This window comes from Paenarthrobacter sp. NPDC089714 (assembly GCF_044748905.1).
Classification (GTDB): domain Bacteria; phylum Actinomycetota; class Actinomycetes; order Actinomycetales; family Micrococcaceae; genus Arthrobacter.
This window is the reverse complement of sequence record NZ_JBIVGX010000014.1, coordinates 80,905-105,144: the sequence shown is the minus strand read 5'-3', so window position 1 is coordinate 105,144 and position 24,240 is coordinate 80,905. Positions and strand designations below refer to the sequence as shown.

Sequence of the window (24,240 nt, the reverse complement as noted above, 5' to 3'; positions counted from 1 at the left end):
AAATCAACAAACTCCCGCCGGGCGTCCAACGAAAAATTCCTGACCACAACACGCTCCATCAATCAGAGCGTTGCAACGACCCTATGACTCCGCCCCCTCAAAACGCGCACAAATGCGACCTACTTGGGTGTCCAGCCGTGTTCTTCAAGCGCGCGCCGCACTTTTCGCACAGCGGTTGTTGCGTCGGTGGACATATGGCGCTTGGAAATCCTCACCAGGGTCCATCCAGCACGGCTGAAGTCCTCCTCCTTCGCGATGTCCCGGGCGATCTGTTCGCGGTCCGAGTGCCCCTCACCCTCGTAGTCGACTGCAACGCGCCACTCGCGGTAACTCAGGTCTGGTTGACGTACGACGCCGGGACCCAGTTCCGTGCGCACGTTGACTTCCGCTGTGGGCAGCCCACCCCGACCCAGTGCCAGCCTCAGTCGCGTTTCCGGCGCGGAGTCGGCGCCGACGCGGGCCTGCTCCAAAGCAAGGCGGGCTTTGCGGATTCCCGGTGTCCCCCAGTGGCGGTCCAGCATGTCCTCAAGATCGGCGAGAGTGCAGTACGGTTCTGTGCGCCCCTCGAACTCCGGCCGCGGAATGCGGATCAGATGATCCGCCACGACGGTGATCTCGTCGATATCCATCTTCCGGGCGCAGTCGAGCCACGTACGGGCACGCGTAGTGATGTACAAGCCATTCAGAGTGGTGATCTCGTCCTCGAAAAACTGGCCCCGGTGGCCCACCACGCCTCGTCGGCGCGGAATGGCAAACCCCTCTGGACGGGAAATGTGAATCCCAGACTTGTTGCTTCCCGGCAGGAACCCTGGAAACTCCCACAGCAGGAACGCCGTGGCGTGCGATGCCGCCGAGAATGGCGTTACCAGGGTGACCGGACGAACCTTGTCGGACAGGGTGTGCTCGTTCCCGTAGCCGGGCACTCGAATCGCCCTGCTGGGTGAGTCCAAACTGTGGTGACTGAGCCGCCGTCGTGATACCCCCGCCTCAGCGGCTTCCTGCCACGTAAAGGGCAGTGAGGAAAGTGGCTCGGGCAAGGGACGTGGCGTCTTCATGCCCCATGCTGACAAAAATCAGGGTGCGTGTGCCTCGTTATCCACAGGCACAAGCTGCGACACCGAATGTAGGTCGCAGCAGTGCGCGTTTTGAGGGCTCAAAACGCGCACAAATGCGACTCAGTTGGGTGAGGGGGAAGCGGCGGCGAGGTTGGCCAGGGTCTGGACCAGGAGCCGGCGCTCAACTACCTTGATGCGCTCGTGCAGGGTTTCCTCGGTGTCAGCCGGCTCAATGACCACGGCTTCCTGGGCGATGATCGGCCCCGTGTCCACTCCGGCGTCGGCCCAGTGGACCGTGCAGCCGGTGACCTTCACGCCGTACGCCATGGCGTCGCGGACACCATGGGCACCGGGGAAGGAAGGCAACAGCGCGGGGTGGGTGTTGACGTACTTGCCGCCAAAAGCATCGATGAAGTCCGCGCTGACAATGCGCATGAACCCCGAGGAAACCACCACGTCCGGGCTGTAGGAGAGCACTTTGTCCCGCAACGCCGCATCCCATTCGGCACGGGTTTCGAACGAATTGAAGTTGACCACGAAGGTCTCGATGCCGACCTCGTCCGAGCGCTCCACACCATAGGTATCCGGGCGGTCGGCGCCCACGGCGGCGATCTCCACATCCAGTTCACCCGACTTCACGGCGTCAATGACAGCCTGCAGATTTGAACCAGTACCGGACACGAGGACAACAATGCGCATTGCACTAGCTTATGGGCGGCTCGCGTAGGCTGGAAAACATGAATCCCGACGTCGATCCCCGGCAGAGTCCCAAGTCCCGCGCCGAGGCGGAAAAGTCCGCATTTGGGGGGACGCAGGTGCTGTTCCGAGCGTTCCTCTTGTCGGCCTTGGGATCGTTCTTCGTCTTCTCCCTGAATGTGAACTACGTGTGGCTCAGCGCCATCCTCACCGTCGCCAGCGTTGCCTTGGGGATCGTGGTCCTGGTGCGGGCCGTGAAGTACAAGCACTCCAAGATCGTGCTCTTCGGAACCATCTCCGGCTTGGTGGTCTCGGCGATCATGTGCCTGCTGATCCTCACCACCTCGCTCTTCTTCAAGCAGGTCAGCACGTACCAGGATTGTGCGCGGTCGGCGCTGACCGAGACGGCAAAGTCGCAGTGCCTCGCGGACCTGGAGAACTCGATGCCCGGGCCGTTGCGCTAGGCACCCCCACCCAAGCGGCCGCCTCCAGGCTTAGGCGTGTTCGTCGTCGTACGCTTTTTCGTCCAGGTTCGCCTCGCGGAGCTTCTGGCTGCGTTCCAGCCACGGCCCCACTGCGTAACCGATAACGACGCCGATACCCACCTCGGCGGCCACCCACACTGCCGTCCACAGCGGGTGGGGGCCAATGTCCGTCAGGCGGCCGATACCGGCGGAACCGCGGGCGATCCACGCAAGACCCGCGCTCAGCAGGCCCGCGACGGCGCCGATGAAGGCTCCGAGGAACAGCGTGGACACCGCCGCCGTGAACCAGCGCGCCTTGATCTTGATGGAGAGCCACTCGTCAAAATGGTTCTCGCCTTCCCGCAGGAACCACCAACCGGCCACGATCCCCGCCACGACCGGCAGCGCGAGGGCCATGCCGCCGAGGTCGAGCTGTCCGGCGGGCAGCCCACCGAAGATGGGGACGGCAGGCAAAGGCCCGACGGCGGTTCCCAGCGGTCCCGCGGTGGAGCCGACGCCGAGTGAGAAGCCCGCGCCGGAGGACCACGCGAGTGTGAAAATGACCAGGTTCGGCAGGAAACCGAGCTGCGCGATCGTCAGGACTGCGCCGCCCAAGGCACCCGCCTTCAGGCCTTCATAGACGGCGATGATGTCCGTCCAATGCCACACGATATCCACGGCCAGGAGCACAGCGGCGAGCGCGACTGCGGCCATGGTGGCCACGAAGCCTGCCTTCAACGCGGAGCCCACGTAGGAGCCTGCCCAGCGCGAATGTTGGCTGGTCTTGGCAAGCCATTTGACGGCGTCCACGCCGATCAGGCGGCTCCAGGAACCGGCCTCGCGTCGCGCGCCCACCACGAGGCCCAGGCCGAAGGAGATGAGCGGGATGGACATGGCGAGCCACAGGTTGATGACCACGTCCGAGGTCCGGCACACGAACCCGGTTGCAGCACCGAAGGCTGCATAAACGAGCCATGCGCCGAGGAATGCCTGCCACAACTGGTCCGTATAAGAGGCCCGGGCCAGGCGACGTCCGGCACGCCACGCCAGCAGGAACGGAATGAGGGTCAGGCCGAGGGGAATCAGGGACAAGGACCCCGAACCCGGCTGGCCCGCGGTGCCCAGATTGACCTGCGCAAGGTGCAGCGGAACCCCGTGGATCAGCAGCCATGCCTGGCCGGCCAAACGGGCCAGCGCATCCACGTTGCGGTTCTGGAATCCGTCCGTGGCCCAGACCCCCACCAGGGGCAACACCACAACGATGGCTGAAATGAACGCCGCCTGAGCCGCTTCCAGACCACCCTGCAGCCAAAGGGGCATGGGGAGGCCACGGTTTCCGGTCTGATCAGCGCGCAGTTTCATCGTGATCTATCGTGCCACGGTGGGCTCCAGTCCCCCGGCAGACTCCCGGTAATGCCGCCAACTCCGGAGCTTTTTCCGTGGTCCGGCCGTAAAATTGGAGGTGTTTTCACAGACTTCGCAAGCCCGGAAAATCATCGAAGCCGGGAACTAGGAGCGGCCAATGGATAGGTGTCACAACTAACTACTGAAAGTCGTACTAGCAGCTGGTGCAACCACCTACGGATACTCTCCAGGTTGCACCAGCCTTCTTATGCCCTCTCGGCTGTTCCGAGCGCTACAACCGATGCACAAAATTGCTGGACTACCTGTTCCCCCGGAACCAGACTGTGTACACGAGCAACCACTTGTGGCTTCCGGCTAAGTGTTTCTTTGGAAAGGGACAGGGTCCATGAACGACCTCTCAGCATTCTTCCCGCTCATTGCCTTGATCGTTGGCGTGGTTGTAGCCATCGGATTCGTGTGGCTCGCCACGAAGGCCATGTGGAAAGTGGCGGAACCGAACGAGGCACTCATCATCTCCGGCCTCACGCGAGGAACACTGGAGAACACTGACGGGATGGACTTCAAGATCGTCACCGGCAAGGGAGCGCTGGTGATTCCTGGACTCCAGACCGTGCGTCCCTTGGCCCTGACGCTCAACGAAACCGAACTCAAGGTCTCCTGTGTCACGTCGCAAGGCATCCAGGTGATCGTGGACGGAGTGGTGATCTACAAGATCGGCGACGCTCCCCCGTTCATCGCCAACGCTGCGCGCCGGTTCCTGGGGCAGCAACCCAAGATGGAGAGCCAGGTGTACAACGTGTTTGAAGGACACCTGCGCTCGATCATTGGCAGCATGACCGTGGAGGAGATCATCCGGGAACGCGACAAGCTCGCCTCACAGGTCCGCAGTGCCAGCGGCGTGGAGATGGAGAAGCTCGGCCTTGTGGTTGATTCGTTGCAGATCAAGGACCTGCAGGACCCCACCGGCTACATCCAGAACCTGGCCAAGCCGCACATTGCGCAGGTGAAGATGGAAGCCCGGATCGCCGAAGCCACAAGGAACCGGGAGGCCGCGGAAAAGGAAGCGGAAGCAGCCGCACTCATCGCCGATGCGCAGAGCCGCTCCTCCATCCAGCAGTCTGCGGCCCAGGCCAACGCAGAGCAGGCCCGTGCAAATGCAGCGCAGGCAGGGCCGCTGGCTGACGCGACAGCCCGCCAGGAGGTGGTGGTGCAGGAAACCCAGGTTGCCAAGCTTGAGGCCGACCGTGAGGAACAGAAACTCCAAACAACCGTCCGAAAGCCCGCCGATGCCAAGGCCTACGCCCAGCGGACGGAGGCCGAAGCCAAGAAGGCCGCGGACATCAGCGCCGCAGAAGCCTTGGCCAAGCGGACCGAACTGGAAGCACAGGCCAACGCCCGGCGCGTGGAACTCGAAGCCCAAGCCAACGCCGGTGCCGCCGCCGCCATGGCCGGTGCCACACGCGTGACCGGTGAAGCTGAAGCCGCCGCGACGACGGCACGCGGCAACGCTGCGGCCTCGGCTGTGAAGGCCAAGGCTTTGGCGGAAGCCGAGGGTATCAAGGCCCGTGGCGAGGCCTTGGAATCGAACCAGGATGCGGTCATTTCGCAGCAGATCGCCGAAAACATGCCAGCCATTGTGTCCGCGGCGGCCGAGCCCTTCTCACGCATTGGGCAGCTCACGGTGCTCAACGGCGGCGACGGCCTGAACAGCATGGTGGGCGGGATCTTGTCCCAGGTGGGCAGCTTCCTGCCGTCGTTGGCTGCGGCGTTGCGCGGCAAGGAAGCACCCACGCGGCCAGCGCCTGGGAAGTCCCCTGCCCGCCCGGCCGCGGCTCCCGCCAAGGAGCCCGGTGCATAAAGAGGTCAACCGCAGCCTCACAGGCAAGATCGGCCGGGTCACGGGAGCCATCGGGCCGGACGCCCTGGGCGAGGTCATGCTTCCCTATTTGGGAGGTACCTCCGCCTTCTTTGCCCGCCCCTTCGACAAGACCAGCGTGTACCCCGTGGGTGAGAAGGTGCTGGTGATCTACTTCGAGCCACCGCAGACGGTGTATGTGGAGGAACTGCCGGAGGAGTTGCGGGACGCGTGGCCGGGTGCAGACTGATGCCCAGCCCGAAACGTTCGATTCGCACCCATTCTGCTTTCGCCGGCATCCGGCAGCAGCGACGGATTAGCCTCGACTTGGCTCCGACTTAGTTCCGACGTCACGATATGGCTGTTTGACCACTTGTATGGAGGTGGGCGCAGGCGTTCGCCATCCGCAGGCGAACCGAAAGCTCCCCACATGCTCGACTCGAACCACTCCTTCAACACCCGTGTGGTGGAAGCAGCCAACACCATCCAGCGTGCCGATTTCACTGACTTTCCATGAGACGAAGGCTGTTGACTACGGCAAGCGGCCGGCACGCCTTGCCGCGGACACGCAGGCTGCCGCTGGGGTTGATCTGCTTTGGAGCGTGGTCGGCTTCGGTACCCGACCTTGGCAATCCGGCGACGTGCGTCAAACTTGTGAGCGTTCTGGTGCTCATGCTGAACGGCCTGGGCGTCAGTCCGGCCATGCAAAGGTTGCTGTCCCTTCCTGCCCAGACACGATTTGGAGGACTGGGCCGGCGGCTGCGGGTGCGGATCATGATTGCTGCAGCTGTGTCCCAAAGCTGCTGGTGGACTGCCGTCCTGGTTGGCCTCGGCAATAGCACGGTGCGTCGTTGGGCAGGACAGTAAGCAATGGTCTGCGCCTCTTGAGGCATCTCCGGAAGAACCAAAGCTTCGTCCCTAGACGATCCGTCTACCGTCAGGGGCGAGCCTCTTGCCCACATGCTTGGGAGTGCGAAGAACAATGGATCGGTCGACAATCTCGACGTCGGGAAACCGTTGACCCAGCTGCTTTTCCAACCGTGTCATGTCTTCCACCTTCCTCAACCACACCGACATCACCAACGAGTAGAGGCCACCGGTCGTAACAACCAAGCGGACTTCGTCCAGGCCAGCAAGGCTGACCGCGACAGACTCAACCTTGGTGGTTGGGACTCGCATGAAATACCAAACGCTAATGGGCCAAGGTGTGAAGGTCCTTGCAACCTCCAGCCGTACAACAACCCTCTGGTTGCCCAACACGTTCGACAAGGCATTCTTTGCCCGGGCAGGCGAAATGTTCAACCACTGAGCGATGTCTGCAACCGAAGCCCGGCCATCGACCAAGAGCATGCGGATCAGTTTTTCTTCCACATCTGTGGGTAAGGCAGACGGCGCAGGACTCAACAGTGGAGCGGCCCGTTCCAAGGTTTTCACCTCCTCCTCACCCAACGCACGCAGTCGCCAGCGTTGCGCGTCTGCAACCAACGTAATGACTCGATGCGTGCGCGTGCCCCGGATGCCCGGCACCCCAGGGATCCGGTCCACAAGGAACGCTGAAAGTTCTGGATCACTGCGGCAGAGCACGGTGATAACAAGGTCGCGTCCACCGGCTGTCTGGTCGATGCTGATCACTTCATGGATCCTGGCAAGGTCCTCGACGATGGCTGGGAGAGCAGCAGGTTTGCAGTCCACTTCGACGATGGCGCCAACGAACCTCGTGCCGGCCCCAATATAGGAAGTCATCCACGCCAGGCCGTCCTGCTGCAAAGCAGTCCACCGCCGAGCCAGGGTCACCGCGTCCGCACCCACGATGGGCGCCAGCGACGTCCACGAAGCCCTTGGTCTCACTTGGAGGGCATGCAACAAGCGCAGATCGCGCTCGTCCAGATCGAAATCCTGCATCACTGGTGCACTTTCCGGTTTTTCCTGCGTTTGCCGTGCATTCAATCACGCGAGCCCTAGTTTTGGGGCCACTGCCTTCCCCGTCCTGAAAGAAATGCCATGCTCGCACAGGTCCTGCCTGCACTCTCCCGCTACGCGGCGCTCGATGACAAGGAACTCATGGAGCTTGTTCGTAACGGAGACCCAGCGGCTTTCGATGAACTGTACGGTCGACATCGAAAAGCGGTCGCATTCGTGGCCCTCAAGGAAACCGACAATAGAAGTGATGCCGAAGACGTCGTCGCCGAGGCTTTCCTGGAGGTCTTCCGGGCCCTCGCGGCCGGGACGGGACCACGGGAGCATTTCAAGTCCTACGTCCTCACTATTACCCGGCGCATGGCCCATCGCCGAAACCAACTGGCCCGTCGCGCCAAGGCTCTGGAGCACGACCGGGCGCTGGAACCCATTCATCCGCATGCGGAACAATCCACGCTGAAAGAAGACTCCACCATGCTGATGCAAGCGCTGCGGTCTCTTCCGGCACGTTGGCAAACAGTCCTGAAATGCATCGATCTGCAGGACATGCGTCACGCTGAGGTTGCTGTAAGGCTAGGAGTGAGTCCAAATGCCGTTGCCTCGTTGCTCATCCGGGCACGGGAGGGACTACGGGTCGCCTATCTGCAGCAGCATGTGCGGGCTGCCGGGTCAGACAAATGTGCCAAGGCCCGCCGGCTACTCGCAAGGCTCGCCAGGGAGACCATCGGGTCCGCCGAACGGAACCGTGCTGAGAGCCATCTGGCTGTGTGCCCGAGTTGCAGGACAGTGCTCTCCGAGCTGCGGGACATTCACAGCTTGATGAAAGCCCGAAATCCTTGTCGGAGCGCGTCACGAATCTCGTCCCCACCGGACTTATCTGCTGGGGCAACTCCGCCCCTTTACGAGCAATGGCAGAGAAAAGAGACACCCCATGGGACTTTTTGAAGATTTGCAGGGCAAGGCCCAGGACCTTATCGCGGGCAACGAAGAAGCCATCCAGGACGGCATCGAAAAAGTCGGCGATTTCGTGGACGAAAAGACAGACGGCAAGTTCGCCAGCCAGGTTGACCTCGTTCAGGGTGCGGCCTCGGACTTCGTGTCACGTATCGACGACGAAGAGGAAGAAGCTGGTCCTGCGGAAGACACCCCCCAGCAGTAGCGCAGCCACTACCTCCGGCAACTCCGCCACCACCTTCGTGGTTGCCCTCGAAGCGATACATAGCCCTTCAGTTTGAAAGGACCAATATGGTCAGCCAAAAAACCACAACACTTCCACATCGGCACGACCTGGAACCCGCGCCAACCTTGGCTGCCAAACTGGGCGCCGAGGCCATCGGAACATTCATCCTGGTGTTTGGTGGCGTGGGCACGGCTTTGTTCGCGGCAAATTTCCCGGACAAGTCAAACACCCTGGGCGTTGGATTCCTCGGAGTATCGCTGGCCTTCGGACTTACCGTCGTGGCGGGGGCGTACGCCTTCGGACATATTTCAGGTGGGCACTTCAATCCGGCAGTTACCATCGGCATGGCTGTTGCAGGGCGTTTCCCCGCAAAGAACATCCCGGCCTATGTGGTTGCCCAGATAGCCGGCGCCGCTGCCGCATCAAGCGTGCTGGCCGCGATTGCAACCGGTGGCCCCGAGGGCTTCTTTGCGGCCGCACGTGCCAGCGGATTCGCATCGAACGGTTTCGGTGATCACTCCCCTGGTGGATTTGGGGTTGGTTCGGCACTGGTCATCGAATTCGTTTTGACCGCGGTTTTCGTTCTGATCATTCTTGGTGTCACGGAGAAGCGGGCAACGCCAGGGTTCGCAGCCCTGGCCATCGGCTTCAGCCTGACTCTTATTCACCTCATCAGCATCCCTGTAACGAATACGTCGGTGAACCCGGCACGTTCCATTGCAACGGCTCTCTGGGCGGACGGCTGGGCAGTCAGTCAGCTTTGGGTTTTCGTCGTTGCGCCAATTGCCGGCGGCATTGCCGCAGCATCCCTCTATCGCCTGGTGCGCCGGTCATAGCGCACTTCGCCTTAATGGCCTTCGATCCGCCAAGACGGGCTTCGTCCTACGGCCTAGGGTCAGCTCAGCGCTCGACGGCGGCGCCCCTCACGGCTGCGGCCCGTAGATGAAATCCTTGGCATGATTGACGGCCTTCTTGAAGGCATCGTTGCGCAAGGAGACCTGGTCGCGCGATGAACCGCTGCCGGGCTCCATGAACGTGGTTGGCCCCGGCCGGAGGATCCAGATGTCCCCCGCTGGCGGGAGGTAGAACACCCCGAAAGAACGATGTTCCGGATCGTCCGTCCAGATGGGAACAACCGCAACCGCGGCACCCGTATCCACGTTGATCCACTGGGCGCGGGGCATGGGTTGTTCGTGCACTTCGGGGTCCAGGAACGGCGCGGTCCCCTTGCCCCAGCGTTCCTCGAAGCGCTCGTAGAACGCAGGCATCAGGTGGCTGTCGTACGAACGCCAGGCGCTCATGTGGGTCTCCTTGGATGTGTACGGCGAAGTGGTGTCCAGCGGGTCGGTCCGAAGCTGAGCGGTTGCTGCTGCCGCCCAGGTGCGGGCACCGCCGTCGTTCGATGGATTCGAACGCTGACGGGCGTGCCGGAACCGCGCGTGCGACCCCTGTCGTAAGCCGCCCGCTTTCCTGGGTCCGACAAAACGACGTACGCCTGCATGACGGCGTGCAACTGCTGGAGGTCGAGCGCCTCGGAGGCACCGCCGTCGTGCGTCTTTTTGCGCGTGTCCGGGTGGTGCTGCCGTATCAAGGCGCGATGGGCGCGGGCGATTTCGCGCGCCGACGCAGTTGGCGGCACGCCCAAGATCGCGTAGTGGTCAGGTTGAGTTCCCAAGGCTGGTTCCCGGCGGAGGTGCGATTGGCTGGAAGATGGCCCCCGGCGTGAACCCGGGGGCCATCCGTTCGGGAGGCAACGTCGGGGGCCGCGCTTCCTCTGCGCAACAAGCGCGATGGCGTAGCGCGAAGCCTGCGCCCATTTCTCCGATGCGGCCGGTCGGATGCTCTCCCGCTTGCACGCTTCGCGTTGGCTGCGTGGCCTCCGCGAAGCGAACTATCAGGCGTTGATCTCCTGTCGTTGTCCGGTGGAGTTGATCTCGATGCGTCGCGGCTTGGCCTTCTCGGCGACGGGGATGCGGAGGGTCAGGACGCCTGCGTCATAGCTGGCGTTGACGCCGTCCGTGTCCAAGGTGTCGCCGAGGATGAGCTGCCTGCTGAAGACACCTTGGGGCCGTTCTGCGGCGATCATTTCCGTGTTTTCTCCGGCGGGCGACTTCCGCTCCGCCTTGACCGTGAGGACGTTGCGTTCCACGTCCAGCTCAATCGACTCGGGGCTTACTCCGGGCAGGTCGAGAGCAACAATGAATTCCTCGCCGTCCTGCCAGGCATCCATCGGCATGCCGGCAGGCCGTGCTGTTGTGCCAAAAACCTGTTGGGCGAGCCGGTCGAATTCGCGGAACGGGTCAGTGCGCATCAGCATGTGGTTCTCACTCCTTTGGATCTTGATGCTGATTCTTTTGTGATTCCAGCCTTCCTGATCTGTAGTGGCTGGTATAGATTTTTTATAGCACTCGTTTGAGAGTGTCGCAAGAGGGATTATTGGAGATTTTTGGGAGTGGTTTCGTGGCAGGTTTCTCGGCAGAAGCGCACGACGGCGGCTTGGCTGGTCCGGCGCCGGGCGGCGGCTCCGGCGCGGCTGCTTTGAGGGACGACCTGGGGGTCTACGCCATCTCCGTCGCGGCCGAACTCGTGGGCATGGGTCAGCAGAACATCCGCCTCTATGAGCGCAAAGGGCTGCTCACCCCCGAAAGGACCGACGGCGGCACGCGGCGCTACAGCGAACGGAACCTGGTGACACTGCGACGGATCGGGGTGCTCCTGGACGAAGGCCTCAACCTGGCCGGAGTGAAGCTGGTGCTGGAGTTGGAAGCTACGAATCGCGGGCTGCTGGAGGACAACCGTGGACTCACCGAGGACAACCTCGAGTTGCGCGCGGACAACCGCGGGCTAAGGAAGGATTTGAAGCGGGCGCGGGGTGGGGAATGAGTTACCCGCAGGGCGTGGTTTTTCGATTCCGTCGGGAGTAATCTCTGTCCCGACGCCGCATTCCGGCGTCCGTTACGGAGCGGCTTCCCCTGTTAATGGCCGCCGTCAGGGACTCGTCCCGTGAGCACCGGCACTTGGTCTCCTTCCCTGCATCAGGGATGGTGCCGACATTCATCACCGCATCGCTCAAAAATCGAGAACATCATGAAAAACAGGATCATCCTCAGGCTTGCGCCTGTGGCTATATTGCTCGCTGCTTTGCTCGCGCCGGCTGCGCCCGCGGCAGCGGACGAACCACTCATCCTTGGCAAAGGCATCGGCTGCCCTGACTTCAACCTTGGTTTGGAGTCCAAGGGAGGAATCCTCCACACCAAGGAATTTGTGGACAAGAATGGCGATATTGTTCGCATTCTCACGGCCGGCAAAGGCGTAGTGCTTACGTACACGAATTACGGAACGGACCCAGCGGCGCCGGTCGCAGGAAAGTCGGTAACAATCCGCACGGACGGATCCGTGTCCAACGCAACACTCAATCCCGATGGAACCTATACAGTCAGGACGAGCGGCCACTACGGAATAATCTGGTTCCCCAGCGACGTACCTCCCACACCTCCTGGACCCGCGACGATTCAGTTCATAGGCACAGTTGTTTTTAACGTGGACCCAACAACGGGCGTCTTCACGTTTGTGAGCAGCTCAGGCAAGCAAAGGGATATCTGCGCTGAACTGTCCTGATACAGCAGTGGCCGCCCATTTACTGGGCGGCCACGTTCCTGACGTTCGTCCAGGCTACTTATCGCAGCCCCAGCCGTCGCCGTCTTTATCCAGGTGTCTTCCATAGCCTGGTTGGCTGCTGTGAATGGGTGCTGCACCTGCCGCCCTTACGGCATCGCAGTTCTTGTAGTACGGGGCCGCCGGAGCAGGAGCCGGTTTAACAGGCGCCGGTTGAACTTGCGCAGGTGCTGGCTCGGCGGCCGGCGGGGCAGGGGCTGCGGGTGCAACCGCTGCGGGAGTCTCCACGGCGGGCGGCGCCACAAGCGGTGCCGGAGCCGTCGTCGCCGTGGGTGAAGGCGACGCCGTTGCGTCTGTCAGGTGCCGCACGCCAAGCTGCACCGTTGAGCCCTTCGCTACTGAAGTCGCCTTTCCGGGATCCTGACTGACTACTTCCCAGTTCTTCTTGGCGATGATCGCTTTGTCGTCGTTGACGTCCTTGGCCTTGACTTTCAGCCCAAGGTCTTCCAGTTGGTCGTTTGCTTTATCCAACGTCAGTCCCACAACGTCCGGAAACAGGATGGTTTGCTCTGCCGCTGCCGAAGCTGAGGCAACTGGTTCAGAATTTGAAGCGCTTTTACTACAGCCCGTCAACGCCAATCCAGCCAACACCGCTATTGCAAATAGTTTTTTCAATGCTTATTGCCCCCTTTTGTTGCGAACCGGTGGTTCGGAAGGGCCTAGGTTGCTTCACTCCCGAATTGCTCGCAGATCAAAAGTTATCAGCAGCCCCATGAAAAGCAACGTAGCTATCGAAGTGCATGTAACAAAAGAGAATAACTGATGGACTCCGACTAGAAGACTGCTGTTATGCCTTCAAGACGTAGCCACCCTGATCGGGTGCTGGGTGGGGAATGAGGGGGCCGAGGCTGTCACGTCTGAAGCCCGCGAGGGGTGAGATCTCGGCCCTCAGTCGCTTCGTTAGGGCTGGGATCTCGCCCCTCGCGAAGGGACTCTAAAGAATCGCCGTCATCCCCTGCCAGCCCGTGCCCACGCGCGAGGCGGACGGCCACACGGAGCCCCCGGCTCCGGAGTACAGCCACAACTCTCCCGCCGCATTCCGCGCCAGGATGTCCGCGCGGCCGTCGCCGTCGAAATCGCCGGGTCCAACAAGCGAGTTCATGCTGTTCCAGCCCTGCCCGATGCTCTGACGGGACAGCCATCCGCCAATGCCGTTCGGCGGGTAGAGCCAGAGGGCGCCCGAGGAATCGCGGGCCGCTATGTCGGAGACGCCGTCGCCGTTGAAGTCTGCCACTCCGGTGATTTCGGACATCCCGTTCCAGCCCGAGCCAACCCACTGCCGCGGCAACCAACCGAACTGGCCGTTCCCGCGGTACCGCCACAGAGTGCCGCTGGAGTCCCGGGCCATGACGTCCACATGGCCGTCAGCGAAGAACGGTCCGCTTCCCACGATCGCGGTCATGGAATTCCATCCCTGGCCAACCGCCACCCGCGGCCACCATCCACCAGAACCATTACCGGGGTACAACCACAGAACACCGAAGGTGTCACGAGCCAGGACATCGGGAAAGGAGTCGCTGTTGAAGTCACCGGGCGAGACCAGCGCAGTCATCACATTCCAACCGACCCCCACCTGGACCCTCGGCAGCCAGCCACCCGAGCCGTTGCCCGGGTATAGCCAAAGAACACCGGACGTATCGCGTGCCAGGACATCTGAGAAGGAGTCGCCATTGAAGTCGTTCTTGAGGGGAGCGGCGGCAGAGCCAGCGATAACGGACACCGAAGCACTCCCGTTGTTTGCCACATAGACCATCCCCGTGGAGGAGTTCACAGCAGCGTCAACGGGATCCTGCCCGGTGAACACTCCAGAGACCTTGCCGGAAGGACCGTCCAGGACGGTCACTCCCCTGCCACCCATGAGGGCGTAGGCCTTATCAGCGCCGGGGTTCACGGCGAGGTCTGTAATCCGTGTGGGTGTCACATAGGATGCGATCTCCGTCAGCGTCTGCCCGTCGAACACCTTGACGTATCCCTCGAGCGACGTGCTGTCCGCGGCAACGTAGATCTTGTTGGTAGCCGGATCAACGGCGACTTTCCCCACGAATTGGTCAAAGGGAATAGTGCCGGTAACTTCGTCCGTGATCCCATCAACCACACGTACGCTGGCGCCGTAGCGGCCGAGCGTCGTGAAGTAGGCCTTGTTGCTCGCCTCGTTCACTGCCACAGCAAGGATGCCGCCGGCGCCGATGTTGATGGTGGTCTTCACGGTGCCGCTCGCATCAAGGACCCTCAGCGTCCCGCCCGAGAGCACGTAAGCCTTGCTCGCAGCAGAGTTCACCACTATGTCCTGTGCGCCGTTGGCCAGGGCAACGGTCTTCACGGCATTCGTGGCCCCGTCAATGATGGCAAGGCCGGATTGAACGCCAACGTAGATCTTGTTGTTCGATTCGTTCACCGCAACGACACTCGGTGAAGCGCCAACCGGCACAGACGTGACAGCTCGCGTTGCGCCATCGACCACGGCCACGGAGCCGCCAATTTCGCTGACATACACCTTGTTCGTCACCGAGTTCACGGCTACGTCCACTGGCCGGTCACCGGTGTAGAGCAGGCCTGAGGACGTGGACCCGTCCAGGACGGACACGCCATCACCGGTAGCAATGTACGCCCGGTTGGTCACCGCATTCACCGCAACGGCAGAGGGTTGTGCTCCCACAGGAACAACGTTGGTTACGTCGTCCGCCACCGCCGGCGAAGCCATGGTTCCCAACAACATGGCCAGCCCCAGGCCGCCCGCAGCAACCCGCACCGCCCCCAAGCGCCGCCGTCGTACGCGATCCGAACCTGCAACAAGCGCGCGCGAATGATCCCCAGCAGCAGTCATGGCAAGACCCCCAGAACTTTCGACGCCCAGCACGTCGGATGCTGGCAGTCTACGCGGGGGCTCCGACAAAGAACACGAACCTCCTGTTAACCAACTCTTCCTCCACAGGCCACCCGATCGAACCCGCAACGCCAACCGCCCCGACCACCGTGGAATGCGTGAGGATCGCAATCGTCGCCGAATCATTCCTGCCGCTGATGAACGGGGTAACGCACTCGATACTGCGGGTGCTGGATCATCTGCAGGAACGCGGGGATGAGGTGATGGTCATTGCGCCGTCGACGTCGGACACTGATGTTTCGAGCGTCGTGAAGGGTGCGTATGTGCACCGGCTTCCGTCTGTGCCGCTGGCCGGTTACACGAACGTGCGGGTTGCGTTGGGTGGTGTGAATCGGGTCAAGCGAATCCTTGCCGATTTCTCCCCCGACGTCGTTCATCTCGCCTCCCCCTTCGTGCTCGGCTGGCGCGCCGTGCAAGCCGCCGACCAGCTCGGAATCCCGACGGTCGCGATCTACCAAACCGAGGTTCCCAGCTACGCCGCCCGATACGGCGTGCCGTTCCTGGAGAACTGGGCCTGGAACCGCGTGGACAACATCCACCTCCTGGCCACCCGCACCCTTGTGCCTTCGACGTTCGCGCTCAACCAGTTGCGCGGGCGCGGAATTCTCCGCGTGGATATGTGGCGCCGCGGTGTGGATACCGCCCGCTTCAACCCGGCAAAACGTTCGACGGCGTGGCGCAGCTCAGTTGCACCCGACGGCCAGCGGATCATCGGCTACGTCGGCCGGCTCGCGGTAGAGAAGCAGGTTGAGGACCTCGCCGTCCTGAACGGTCTGCCGAACACGAAGCTCGTGATCGTGGGTGACGGACCGCAGCGAGCCGCCCTAGAAGCGCAGCTGCCGGACGCTGTGTTCACAGGATTTCTAGGCGGCGATTCCCTGGCTGAAGCCGTTGCCTCCTTTGATCTTTTCGTCCATCCCGGCGAGTTCGAGACCTTCTGCCAGACCATCCAGGAAGCCATGGCATCGGGCGTTCCTGTGGTCGCGACCGGCCGCGGCGGGCCCTTGGACCTCGTGGAAAACTCCCGCACCGGCTGGCTGTACGAGCCGGGCAACCTTGCCCAGCTGCGCGGATACGTGCAGGACCTGATGGGCGACGACGCCAAGCGCCGCGCGTTCGCAACGGCAGCTACCGCTTCGGTCCAGGGCCGGACGTGGCCGGTGCTCTGCGCCGACCTGGTGCGGCACTACAACGAAGTGATCGCCGGTGTACCGTCCGGCCCTGATTCTGAACTGACACCAAGCAAAGGACCTTTCTCATGAAGATCTCCGTGATCGGCTGCGGTTACCTCGGCGCAGTGCACGCCGCCACCCTCGCTTCGATGGGCCACAACGTGGTGGGCATCGATGTTGATTCGCACAAGGTTGAGCAGCTGAACAAGGCGCTTGCTCCCTTCCATGAACCCGGTTTGGACGAACTCCTCGGCGACGGACGCACCACCGGCAGACTGGTGTTCACCACGGACTTCTCTGCCGCGGCGGATGCCCAGGTCCATTTCCTCTGCGTGGGTACCCCGCAGTCCAAGACCTCGGACACCGCGGACCTCTCCTACCTGATGAGCGCCACCCGAAGCCTCCTGCCGCACCTGGCCAAGGGTGCCGCCGTCGTCGGTAAATCGACCGTGCCCGTGGGCACCGTCGAAACCGTCCGTGCCGTGTTGGCGAGGCGGTCCGACGTGCTCCTCGGCTGGAACCCCGAGTTCCTGCGGCAGGGCACGGCTGTGAAGGATTCACTGGTGCCCGACCGCTTGGTTTACGGCGTTCCCGGCGGCAAGGGAGCCGCTGCTGGCGCACCTGTGACCGCCGTGTTGGATGCCGTCTACGAGCCGCTGATCACCGCCGGCATCCCGCGGTTGGTTTGCAACTTCGCGACGGCGGAGCTGATCAAGTCAGCGTCGAACGCGTTCCTGGCCACGAAGGTCAGCTTCATCAACGCGATGGCCGAGCTGTGCGACGCGTCGGGCGCCGACGTCAGCGAACTCAGCGAAGCCATGGGCCTGGACCCGCGCATCGGCAACCGATACCTGCACGCCGGCCTCGGTTTCGGCGGCGGCTGCCTGCCCAAGGACATCCGGTCGTTCCGTGCGCAGTCCCGCGAGCTCGACGTGCCGTCCGTGGATGAGTGGATGGCCCTGGTGGACAGCGTGAACCTGAACCAGCGCTCCCGGGCAGTGGATGTCGCCCGCGAAATGTGCCGCGGATTCCTCTCCGGCCGCACTGTCACCATCCTCGGCGCAGCCTTCAAGCCCGACACCGACGACATCCGTGACTCCCCCGCCCTGGACGTCGCTGCAAAGCTCGCCTCCGCCGGCGCGCACGTGACCGTCACGGACCCGAAGGCCATCAACAACGCCTGGATCCGCTACCCGCAGATCCGCTTCGAAGCCTCCACCAAGCGCGCCCTGGAAGGCGCCGAGCTGGTGCTGCTGCTCACGGAGTGGAACGAATACATGCAGCTTTCGCCGGTTGAGGTTGGGGCACTCGTACGACGCCGGATGGTGCTGGACGCACGCAACGTGCTTGACGCCGAGGCCTGGCGGGCGGCCGGGTGGACGGTCCGCGGCTTGGGCACCGGCGCTGCGGTTGCGGCGGAAGAGCGGGCGGGGTCGCAGGCTTCAAGTGAGTCCGCGCCGCGACGAAAGCACGCGCGGGCGTAAGTCATCTAGGCCGATTCCTGGCTTCCCGCGGGGATAGCAGCCTTGGCCGATGTGGATCAGCATTGTCGATAACCCTCGTGGCCCGTGACCATGGTTCTGCTTCCTGGAAATACCGTCTCTGGCCTCCCACGTAGCGCCTCATGCTTGGGTGTTCGGGGTCGGGGTTGCTGCCGTCCCTCAGGTGCATCCTCCGTGCGGTTTCAGCAAAAGGCACGTCCAGGAAAACCGAGTAATCCCACCTCCCGGCCAATTCATCGCGATGGAGAAACATCCCTTCGACAATCACAAGTGAATCGGCGGGTGCTTGCACGGCCACGGGTTCAAGCCTCAGATTGTTGACATGATCGGTCGCCGCCGCACGGTATTCTCCAGTACCACCCGGCGCCAACGGTTCCAAGACGAATTCCCGCAAGGTGTCGTAGTCGTAAGTGTCGAGCCAGAAGCCTTCCGGAGAGGTCCTCCCCAAGCGGTAACGCACTTCGCGGAGATTCAGGAAGTTGTCAGCGCTAATGGCAATCACGGGTCGGCTCGTCAGTGCTTCCGCCAATTCTGACGCGAAGGTGGATTTGCCACTACCATCGACGCCATCGATCGCAACAAATCGACGGCCAGGTGCCAGGGCCAACAGCTCTGAGGCAATAAGTTCAAGGACTTCCGAGCGTTGTCTCCCATTTGAAGTCATGACCACAGGATGCCATGACGCCAACGACAGGAAGTTGACGCCCGGATCGGCATCTCAAGTCGGTCCAAGAAAAACGTCAACCTGGAGGCGCGCTAAGTCATAGGAAACTTCCCCTCCGTTTCCTGATTCGTCGGGTGTTATGGTCGCATCACGCGCCATCGCATCGGCGCATTCTAAAGGGGGCACTATTTTGAAAACGCGATCTATTCGCACGTCCAAAAACCAGCATCTCATTCGCAGGTCTTCGTGGGTTCGAGGCTCGAAAGCATTCGGGTTGGTGGCCATTGGGTCGTTGTTGGCGTTCGCCACAGCATGCGGCGGCACGTCGACCGCCAGCTCCGTGAGCAGCACAAAGGCTTCGCCTTCGTCGACGCCATCGTCTACGCCCACGCCGTCCAAAATTGCAGGAACGGCTTGTACTACGGAGAAGGCCACTCAGGTTGGTGCCAGCGACACCTACATTTGCGCCGTGGATAGTTCCGGAAAATTGACGTGGTTGGACTCAGCAACCGCCAAGAAACTGTCAGACGAGCGTGCCGCTGAAGCCGCAGCAAAGGCTGCCGCAGAGAAGGCGGCGGCTGATAAGGCAGCCGCGGATAAAGCAGCTGCCGACAAGGCCGCAGCGGACAAAGCCGCGGCAGACCAGGCCGCGGCCCAAGCAGCGGCTGCCGCGAAGGCGGAAGCCGACCGGAAGGCCGCTCAGGCTGCGGCTCCCAAGGCAGCCCCGCCAGCACAGAGTAACTGCGATCTGGACAGCGACGGCGACGGGATTGCCTGCGAGAAGGGCTAACCCACGTGGGCTGGGGCGTCAGCGGAGGCTGGCGTCCCAGCAGCGGAAAACTGTCCGCCAGGGCACCCCTAGACGATCCCGCGCGCCACCTAATTTTCCCGGATCACCACCTAATTTCTGCCGAGTGGATCTAGGGAGGCCAATTCCGAGCACCTAGTCGCAAATTCCGGGTCCAGAATCTGACCATGGTGACGCGCATCTTTCCCTGGGCCCTGCGAATTCTGGGCCTCATCACGGCGGCTGGCTCGGCAGCCTCGGCCACGCTGCTGTGGCTCGCTCCTCCACCCACAGCATTCAGCTCGCTCGATCCCCACCTCGTGAAGACAACCGCCGTCGTCCTTCTGGCGATCTTGGGCGCCGCGGCGCCGCTGGCGATGATCTTTTCCAAGGCGAGGAATTTCCCGCTACTGAAAGCTGCCATCTTCGCGCTGGCCGCCTTCACCAACGCCATGACGCTCGGCCCCGACGTGGCAGTCAGGTTTCAGGACACGACGTCGACCATCGCCGAGGTATGCGGTCTGATACTGACGGTCGCCAGCCTGCTGGTTTACATGGATCGCGTTCACCACCAAGTGGCGGCCCGGAGACGCAGGTAGGGACAACCCCACCACCTAGAGACGCGCGCGGAGCACCTATCTTTTGCCACACACGCCACAAAGACAACCAGAACAGGTTGAAATCGACCCGTTTTCACCACCTAGAAAAATCAAAACGACACCTAGACGCAAAAATCGCCCGTAGGCTCACTGTGTGCTTCCGGGGCGGGAGACCCGGTGTCCGGCGGGAACCCCCACCCGCTCCAGGCGTAGGAAGCATAGGGCACGGTTCCGTTGGTTACCCCAAAGCGGAGCCGTGCCCGCCACGGACACGCAAGCGCACCACTCGGTACACGATGCCCACGGCAAGCATGAGCACACCAAGTCCAATGGACAGCGGCGGCAGCGTTGCCACCAAAGCCACACAGGCCACTGCACCCAACACCTGAAGCACCTTCGGATAACGCCGGTCCTCAGCAGGCTGGGTGAAGGCCGCGACGTTGGCCACCAAGTAATACAGCAGCACACCGAACGACGAGAACCCGATTGCCCCACGCAAGTCGGCCACCGCAATGACCACGCAGATCACGACGGCGATGGTCACTTCGGCCCGGTTCGGAACCTTATACCGGGGATGGACGGCTGCGAGCGCATGCGGCAGGTCATGCTCTCGTGCCATTGCCAGGCTCGTCCGTCCGAGCCCGGCTACGAGGGCAAGCAACGCCCCGAGCGAAGCAACAGCGGCGCCTACGCGCACCACCACTGAGACCCAGCCACCCCCGACGGCGGCAGCCAGCGGAGTCGGATTACCCGCCACTCCGTCGGGGCCGAGCGATGCCAGCAACGTCACGGTGATCACCGCGTACACGAGGATGGTGATACCCAAGGCAATGGTGATGGCTCGCGGAATGGTCCGGCGAGGCTTCATTACCTCCTCACCCATGGTGGCGATCCGCGCGTACCCGGCGAACGCAAAGAACAGCAGCCCAGCCGACTGCAGGATCCCGTACCAACCGTGCGAGAACAGCCCTTTCCCAACAACGTTGCCCAAGTCCGGCGAACCACCCCAACAAGCCGCAACTGCGATCCCGAGGGCGAACAGCACCGCGATGACCAGCACGCGCGTCAGCCCCGCTGTCCGCGTCACCCCGTGATAGTTCACGGCTGTCAAAAGTACGACGGCGGCAATCGCCACCGGCCGCTCCCACCCGGGCGGTGCGGCATAGGCAGCGAAGGTCATCGCCATGGCCGCAGCACTGGCCGTCTTGCCGATGACAAATCCCCAGCCGGCGAGGAACCCTGGCCAAGGGCCCAGTCGCTCGCGCCCGTAGACGTAGGTGCCTCCCGACGTCGGGTAGGCCGCGGCAAGCTGCGCTGACGAGGTCGCGTTGCAGAATGCCACGAACGCAGCCACCACCAGTCCCACGAGCAGCCCCGAGCCGGCAGCAGCCGCCGCCGGAGTGAAGGCCGCAAACACGCCCGCCCCGATCATGGAGCCGAGGCCGATCAAGGACGCATCAAGGGTACCGAGCCGGCGGGCCAATGCGGGTGGCGTGTTCACCCAGCCAGCCTATCCAGAGTCACTGTGGCGGAAATGTATTCCCAACCAAGATGAAGAGACTTGTACGTGACGTGGCGCCGGTCTTTCTCAGGGCGTTGGAAATGTGGTTTTCCACCGTTCTGGCGCTGATCCGTAGACGCTCCCCTATTTGGACGTTGGAGAGGTACCCGGCCAGCGCAGCGATCTCGATTTCCCGCTCGGTCAGGGCACTGGCCTCGAAGGTGTTGAAGGACAGCTGCTCGTTCTCTGAGGGGAACCTGGCAGCGAAGGCCGATGATGCCGTAGCCAACGCTTCAGCCGATGTCGTATCCCCTTCAAGAACGTGGCCACGGAGGGCGCTCCGGAGCAGCATGCCCACCTGGTACACATCCTGGTCCGGCTCGTAGTGCTTCAGCAGCAACCCGAGGAGCTGGTGGTCAGTCTCCACAACGGCGGAAGCAATGGACACGAACTGGTCGTGGACCAGTATTCCACTATCCCTCAGCACTTTCTGCAGCAGGTCCAGGACCCTGCGTCCCGGAGCCAAACAGGTGCACAGCAAGGCCGTCATCTTCGCCTCGAGCACGTAGCCGCTCTTGAGTTGCCGTTTGATGAGTTTGCTGGCGTCCTTGTCGAAAGTCGCGGGCTGCATGTCCGAGGTGGTGACCAAGACGTAAGTCCCTTTGCCAATCCCCGGCAACGGTCCGACGTCGGGCATTTCAGAGCGGGCCTGCGACGCGATGGAGAGCGTCGGCGTGGTGGAGGTGGTGGCTTGGCGAAGGCCGGCGAGCCGGAGCATGGCGTCGTAAAGGATGTCCACCACAAACCCCGGGCGGCCCATGGCGAAGACGCTGCTCATGAGGTACTCCGCTTCGTCGAAGTAGCCGCTGTAGAGCAGTCCGTGAACGGCAACGTAGCTGCTGGTGACCACGCCGAACTGGTCCAGGTTCTTTCGTGCTTCGGCGCGCCAGTCCAGCGCGAACACCAGCGACTCATCCACACGCCCGGCGGCGAACAGGGCATAGCCGTGGATGAAAGGGCGGAGATGCGGGAAGAGCTCGTCGTTTTCGACGTCGTTGATGAGTTTGAGCGCGGCTGTGGGCCGGCACCGGTACAGCTCAAGCAGAGCCTGTGTCAGGACCTCGAACGTCCGTGCGCCCACTTCTGGCGTGCCAGCCGACTGCTCCGGCACCCGTCCGTGCGAAGCACCCAGGAAGAGCATGGCTGCTTCCGCGTCGGCTATTAGCTCCGGGTTGGCGTCCCCGAACGCCTGCAAAACCTCGACGGCGGCACTCGCGCCGCCCGCGGGTATCGCAAGGAGGGCCTTCGTGATGGTGAGGAACAGCAGCTCGCTGGGGTCGGCGTCGTCCGTTGGCGTTTCCGTCAGGACGCGCGCGGTCCGAACGGGATCCACCGGCGCGCCCCAGTAAACGCGCAGCAGCGCGGCAGCGTTGGTGGCCGTCTTGTTGGCTTCCCAGCGTTCGAAGCGGGCACGTTCGCGAACAGCGCTGTGGTCCTGGAAGTGCCGTGCGGTGACGGCGTCGTCGTTACCGCGTTCCAGGCGCAGGGCCGAGAGGACCTGCGAAAGGCAGTCGGCCGTGGAGGTTTCGTCACCCGCAACCTGAGGCGTGGATTCGAGGATCCCGGCGATCCTGCTCCGCAGCAGGTGCCGGTCCCGGAGCGTTCGGCGGCCACGGAAGTAGTCCACGATCACGGGTGGGCTAATAGCGGCGATGGTGCCGTTGTGGTGGTCGTCCATGACGGAGAGGAAACCGCGGCGTTCCAGGCTGTCCAAGGCGTCCGGCGAGACGATTTTTTGCAGGACGTCGATGCGCGCGGTGCCCAGGATAGCCATGCTGTGCAGTGCATTGACGTCTTCTTCGGGCAGCTCAGCGAGGAGTGCCTCGACGCTGCCGCTGAGGTGGTCGTTCCACAGGGTGCCGGCGGACATGTGCCACATGCCATCGCGCCGCACCAGGAGGTTGCTCAGCAAAGCAGTCTCCGTGATCCGAACGATCAGGCGCGGATTGCCTGCGGATTTGGTGAGGATTCGTGCGGTGGTGTCCACGTCCGCGGGGCCGCCGAGCACCCTTGCGATCAGCGCGTGCACCTGCTCGTAGTGCAGCGGATCCAGTTGCACCAGAGCCTCACGCCCCTGGTTGAGGACAGCCAGCTGTCCGCGCGTGAAGTTGTGGGTCTCCGGCGCTGTGGCGATCATCGGCGCGAACGACTGCTGGCGGACGGCTTCCAGCACCGCAAGCGACTCGTTGTCCAGGAGCTGGATGTCGTCCACCATCATCAGGTGCTTGCCCGGCTTGGCGAGCTGGCTGACCATCACATCGGCAAGGTCCAGGACACCGCTCCGGCCCGGGCGCATCTCCATGCCGAGGCCCTTGACGGCGGCGTAGGGGATGTTGCGGTGTGTCCGGAGTCCGGTCACCGAGTGGATAGTGAAACCGGTCTTCTCTGCGCTGGAGACCGCGCTGGAAATCACTGTGGTCTTGCCGCTCCCGGGCGCGCCGATGACGCGTACGCCAATGCCGCGTCCCACGTAGTCGAGGATGCGCTGCACCTCAATATCGAACACCCTGCCCAACCTTCTGTTTCCGTTGACCACTGTCATGCGGTTCACCCCGGAGACTAAGGCCGAAAATCGGCACTAGGGGTCCAAAAGTGCCTTGCACAGGCGTTTTTGGACGAAATTAGGTGGTGATTTCGCAAAATTAGGTGGTGGCGCGGATCGTCTAGGTGGTGGTTTTTAGGCTCGGGTTGGCTCTGGTGGAAGCTCGGGCAGATCATCGGTACCCCTTGCGTGATGGTGTCTTGATGTCCACGCTAGGGGCTTCGGGAAGCGAATTACATGGGTGTAATTCGCTATGTGGATATGTGTTCGACTGACAAGATCTGCACTAGTAGATATATACGATGGGCACGACAAAAAGCAG

Annotated in this window: 25 protein-coding genes; 12 read left to right on the top strand and 13 right to left on the bottom strand. The window is 62.6% G+C overall.

The window, feature by feature from the left end:
• Positions 1-119 precede the first annotated feature (119 nt).
• Positions 120-923 carry an endonuclease domain-containing protein gene (locus tag ACIPY3_RS19570; protein WP_400336699.1) on the bottom strand — a complete coding sequence of 268 codons (804 nt, stop codon included), beginning with the start codon at positions 921-923 and terminating at the stop codon, positions 120-122.
• 252 nt (positions 924-1,175) lie between these two features.
• The gene (purN, locus tag ACIPY3_RS19565; protein WP_400336698.1) at positions 1,176-1,754 is read right to left on the bottom strand and encodes a phosphoribosylglycinamide formyltransferase; all 579 of its coding nucleotides are present in this window, start codon (positions 1,752-1,754) and stop codon (positions 1,176-1,178) included.
• 11 nt (positions 1,755-1,765) lie between these two features.
• Between purN and ACIPY3_RS19560 the strand changes: the two genes are divergently transcribed.
• On the top strand, positions 1,766-2,215 hold the full coding sequence (locus ACIPY3_RS19560) for a hypothetical protein (RefSeq protein WP_400336697.1): 450 nt from the start codon (positions 1,766-1,768) through the stop codon (positions 2,213-2,215).
• A 30-nt stretch (positions 2,216-2,245) separates the two neighbouring features.
• On the opposite strand, the gene ACIPY3_RS19555 is transcribed toward ACIPY3_RS19560, so the two are convergent.
• Entirely contained in the window at positions 2,246-3,577 is a 1,332-nt protein-coding gene (locus ACIPY3_RS19555; protein ID WP_400336696.1) for a DUF6350 family protein, read from the bottom strand.
• A 388-nt stretch (positions 3,578-3,965) separates the two neighbouring features.
• Here ACIPY3_RS19555 and ACIPY3_RS19550 point away from each other — a divergent pair, with 388 nt between their 5' ends.
• Together ACIPY3_RS19550 and ACIPY3_RS19545 are read left to right on the top strand one after the other, a co-directional pair.
• Complete coding sequence (locus ACIPY3_RS19550) at positions 3,966-5,438, top strand: flotillin family protein (RefSeq protein ID WP_400336695.1); 1,473 nt, start codon at positions 3,966-3,968, stop codon at positions 5,436-5,438.
• Positions 5,431-5,685, top strand: a complete 255-nt coding sequence (locus ACIPY3_RS19545) for a hypothetical protein (RefSeq protein ID WP_400336694.1) — start codon at positions 5,431-5,433, stop codon at positions 5,683-5,685. The genes ACIPY3_RS19550 and ACIPY3_RS19545 overlap by 8 nt, the downstream gene beginning before the upstream one ends.
• Before the next feature lie 668 nt (positions 5,686-6,353).
• Here the strand turns inward: ACIPY3_RS19545 and ACIPY3_RS19540 are convergent.
• Positions 6,354-7,337: an Lrp/AsnC family transcriptional regulator gene (locus ACIPY3_RS19540; protein WP_400336704.1), complete on the bottom strand. Its 984-nt coding sequence runs from the start codon at positions 7,335-7,337 to the stop codon at positions 6,354-6,356.
• Between the two features lie 99 nt (positions 7,338-7,436).
• Here ACIPY3_RS19540 and ACIPY3_RS19535 point away from each other — a divergent pair, with 99 nt between their 5' ends.
• The 3 genes from ACIPY3_RS19535 to aqpZ all read left to right on the top strand — a co-directional run bounded on the left by ACIPY3_RS19535 (position 7,437) and on the right by aqpZ (position 9,368).
• Complete coding sequence (locus ACIPY3_RS19535) at positions 7,437-8,297, top strand: RNA polymerase sigma factor (protein ID WP_400336693.1); 861 nt, start codon at positions 7,437-7,439, stop codon at positions 8,295-8,297.
• A complete protein-coding gene (locus ACIPY3_RS19530) occupies positions 8,284-8,511 on the top strand; it encodes an antitoxin (protein WP_400336692.1) in 228 nt (75 codons plus the stop codon). The genes ACIPY3_RS19535 and ACIPY3_RS19530 overlap by 14 nt, the downstream gene beginning before the upstream one ends.
• A gap of 86 nt (positions 8,512-8,597) precedes the next feature.
• The gene (aqpZ, locus tag ACIPY3_RS19525) at positions 8,598-9,368 is read left to right on the top strand and encodes an aquaporin Z (protein WP_400336691.1); all 771 of its coding nucleotides are present in this window, start codon (positions 8,598-8,600) and stop codon (positions 9,366-9,368) included.
• Positions 9,369-9,455: 87 nt separating this feature from the next.
• On the opposite strand, the gene ACIPY3_RS19520 is transcribed toward aqpZ, so the two are convergent.
• The 3 genes from ACIPY3_RS19520 to ACIPY3_RS19510 form a co-directional block, all read right to left on the bottom strand.
• Entirely contained in the window at positions 9,456-9,833 is a 378-nt protein-coding gene (locus ACIPY3_RS19520) for a hypothetical protein (protein WP_400336690.1), read from the bottom strand.
• The gene (locus ACIPY3_RS19515; RefSeq protein ID WP_400336689.1) at positions 9,830-10,207 is read right to left on the bottom strand and encodes a J domain-containing protein; all 378 of its coding nucleotides are present in this window, start codon (positions 10,205-10,207) and stop codon (positions 9,830-9,832) included. Before ACIPY3_RS19515 ends, ACIPY3_RS19520 begins: the two co-directional genes overlap by 4 nt.
• Positions 10,208-10,426: 219 nt before the next feature.
• Positions 10,427-10,849, bottom strand: coding sequence for an Hsp20/alpha crystallin family protein (locus ACIPY3_RS19510; RefSeq protein WP_400336688.1), 423 nt, complete (start codon positions 10,847-10,849; stop codon positions 10,427-10,429).
• Between the two features lie 143 nt (positions 10,850-10,992).
• On the opposite strand from ACIPY3_RS19510, the gene ACIPY3_RS19505 reads away from it, so the two are divergent.
• Positions 10,993-11,415, top strand: coding sequence for a MerR family transcriptional regulator (locus ACIPY3_RS19505; RefSeq protein ID WP_400336687.1), 423 nt, complete (start codon positions 10,993-10,995; stop codon positions 11,413-11,415).
• A 204-nt stretch (positions 11,416-11,619) separates the two neighbouring features.
• Complete coding sequence (locus ACIPY3_RS19500; protein ID WP_400336686.1) at positions 11,620-12,150, top strand: hypothetical protein; 531 nt, start codon at positions 11,620-11,622, stop codon at positions 12,148-12,150.
• Positions 12,151-12,204: 54 nt separating this feature from the next.
• Here the strand turns inward: ACIPY3_RS19500 and ACIPY3_RS19495 are convergent, their stop codons facing one another.
• Positions 12,205-12,690, bottom strand: a complete 486-nt coding sequence (locus tag ACIPY3_RS19495; protein ID WP_400336685.1) for an excalibur calcium-binding domain-containing protein — start codon at positions 12,688-12,690, stop codon at positions 12,205-12,207.
• A gap of 451 nt (positions 12,691-13,141) precedes the next feature.
• The gene (locus tag ACIPY3_RS19490; RefSeq protein ID WP_400336684.1) at positions 13,142-15,031 is read right to left on the bottom strand and encodes an FG-GAP-like repeat-containing protein; all 1,890 of its coding nucleotides are present in this window, start codon (positions 15,029-15,031) and stop codon (positions 13,142-13,144) included.
• A gap of 158 nt (positions 15,032-15,189) precedes the next feature.
• Here ACIPY3_RS19490 and ACIPY3_RS19485 point away from each other — a divergent pair, with 158 nt between their 5' ends.
• Together ACIPY3_RS19485 and ACIPY3_RS19480 are read left to right on the top strand one after the other, a co-directional pair.
• Positions 15,190-16,353 (top strand): glycosyltransferase family 4 protein, encoded by a 1,164-nt coding sequence (locus ACIPY3_RS19485; RefSeq protein WP_400336683.1) that lies wholly within the window; start codon positions 15,190-15,192, stop codon positions 16,351-16,353.
• Positions 16,350-17,747 carry a UDP-glucose dehydrogenase family protein gene (locus tag ACIPY3_RS19480; RefSeq protein ID WP_400336682.1) on the top strand — a complete coding sequence of 466 codons (1,398 nt, stop codon included), beginning with the start codon at positions 16,350-16,352 and terminating at the stop codon, positions 17,745-17,747. The genes ACIPY3_RS19485 and ACIPY3_RS19480 overlap by 4 nt, the downstream gene beginning before the upstream one ends.
• Before the next feature lies 1 nt (position 17,748).
• Here the strand turns inward: ACIPY3_RS19480 and ACIPY3_RS19475 are convergent, their stop codons facing one another.
• Both ACIPY3_RS19475 and ACIPY3_RS19470 read right to left on the bottom strand, forming a co-directional pair.
• Positions 17,749-18,429, bottom strand: a complete 681-nt coding sequence (locus ACIPY3_RS19475; protein WP_400336681.1) for a uridine kinase — start codon at positions 18,427-18,429, stop codon at positions 17,749-17,751.
• Between the two features lie 54 nt (positions 18,430-18,483).
• Positions 18,484-18,819 carry a hypothetical protein gene (locus ACIPY3_RS19470; protein ID WP_400336680.1) on the bottom strand — a complete coding sequence of 112 codons (336 nt, stop codon included), beginning with the start codon at positions 18,817-18,819 and terminating at the stop codon, positions 18,484-18,486.
• Between the two features lie 106 nt (positions 18,820-18,925).
• Between ACIPY3_RS19470 and ACIPY3_RS19465 the strand changes: the two genes are divergently transcribed.
• Entirely contained in the window at positions 18,926-19,219 is a 294-nt protein-coding gene (locus ACIPY3_RS19465; RefSeq protein WP_400336679.1) for a hypothetical protein, read from the top strand.
• 185 nt (positions 19,220-19,404) lie between these two features.
• Positions 19,405-19,815 (top strand): hypothetical protein, encoded by a 411-nt coding sequence (locus ACIPY3_RS19460; RefSeq protein WP_400336678.1) that lies wholly within the window; start codon positions 19,405-19,407, stop codon positions 19,813-19,815.
• Positions 19,816-20,053: 238 nt separating this feature from the next.
• Here the strand turns inward: ACIPY3_RS19460 and ACIPY3_RS19455 are convergent, their stop codons facing one another.
• Both ACIPY3_RS19455 and ACIPY3_RS19450 read right to left on the bottom strand, forming a co-directional pair.
• On the bottom strand, positions 20,054-21,316 hold the full coding sequence (locus tag ACIPY3_RS19455) for an APC family permease (RefSeq protein WP_400336677.1): 1,263 nt from the start codon (positions 21,314-21,316) through the stop codon (positions 20,054-20,056).
• A gap of 19 nt (positions 21,317-21,335) precedes the next feature.
• Positions 21,336-23,918 (bottom strand): LuxR C-terminal-related transcriptional regulator, encoded by a 2,583-nt coding sequence (locus tag ACIPY3_RS19450; protein ID WP_400336703.1) that lies wholly within the window; start codon positions 23,916-23,918, stop codon positions 21,336-21,338.
• Positions 23,919-24,240: the final 322 nt, after the last annotated feature.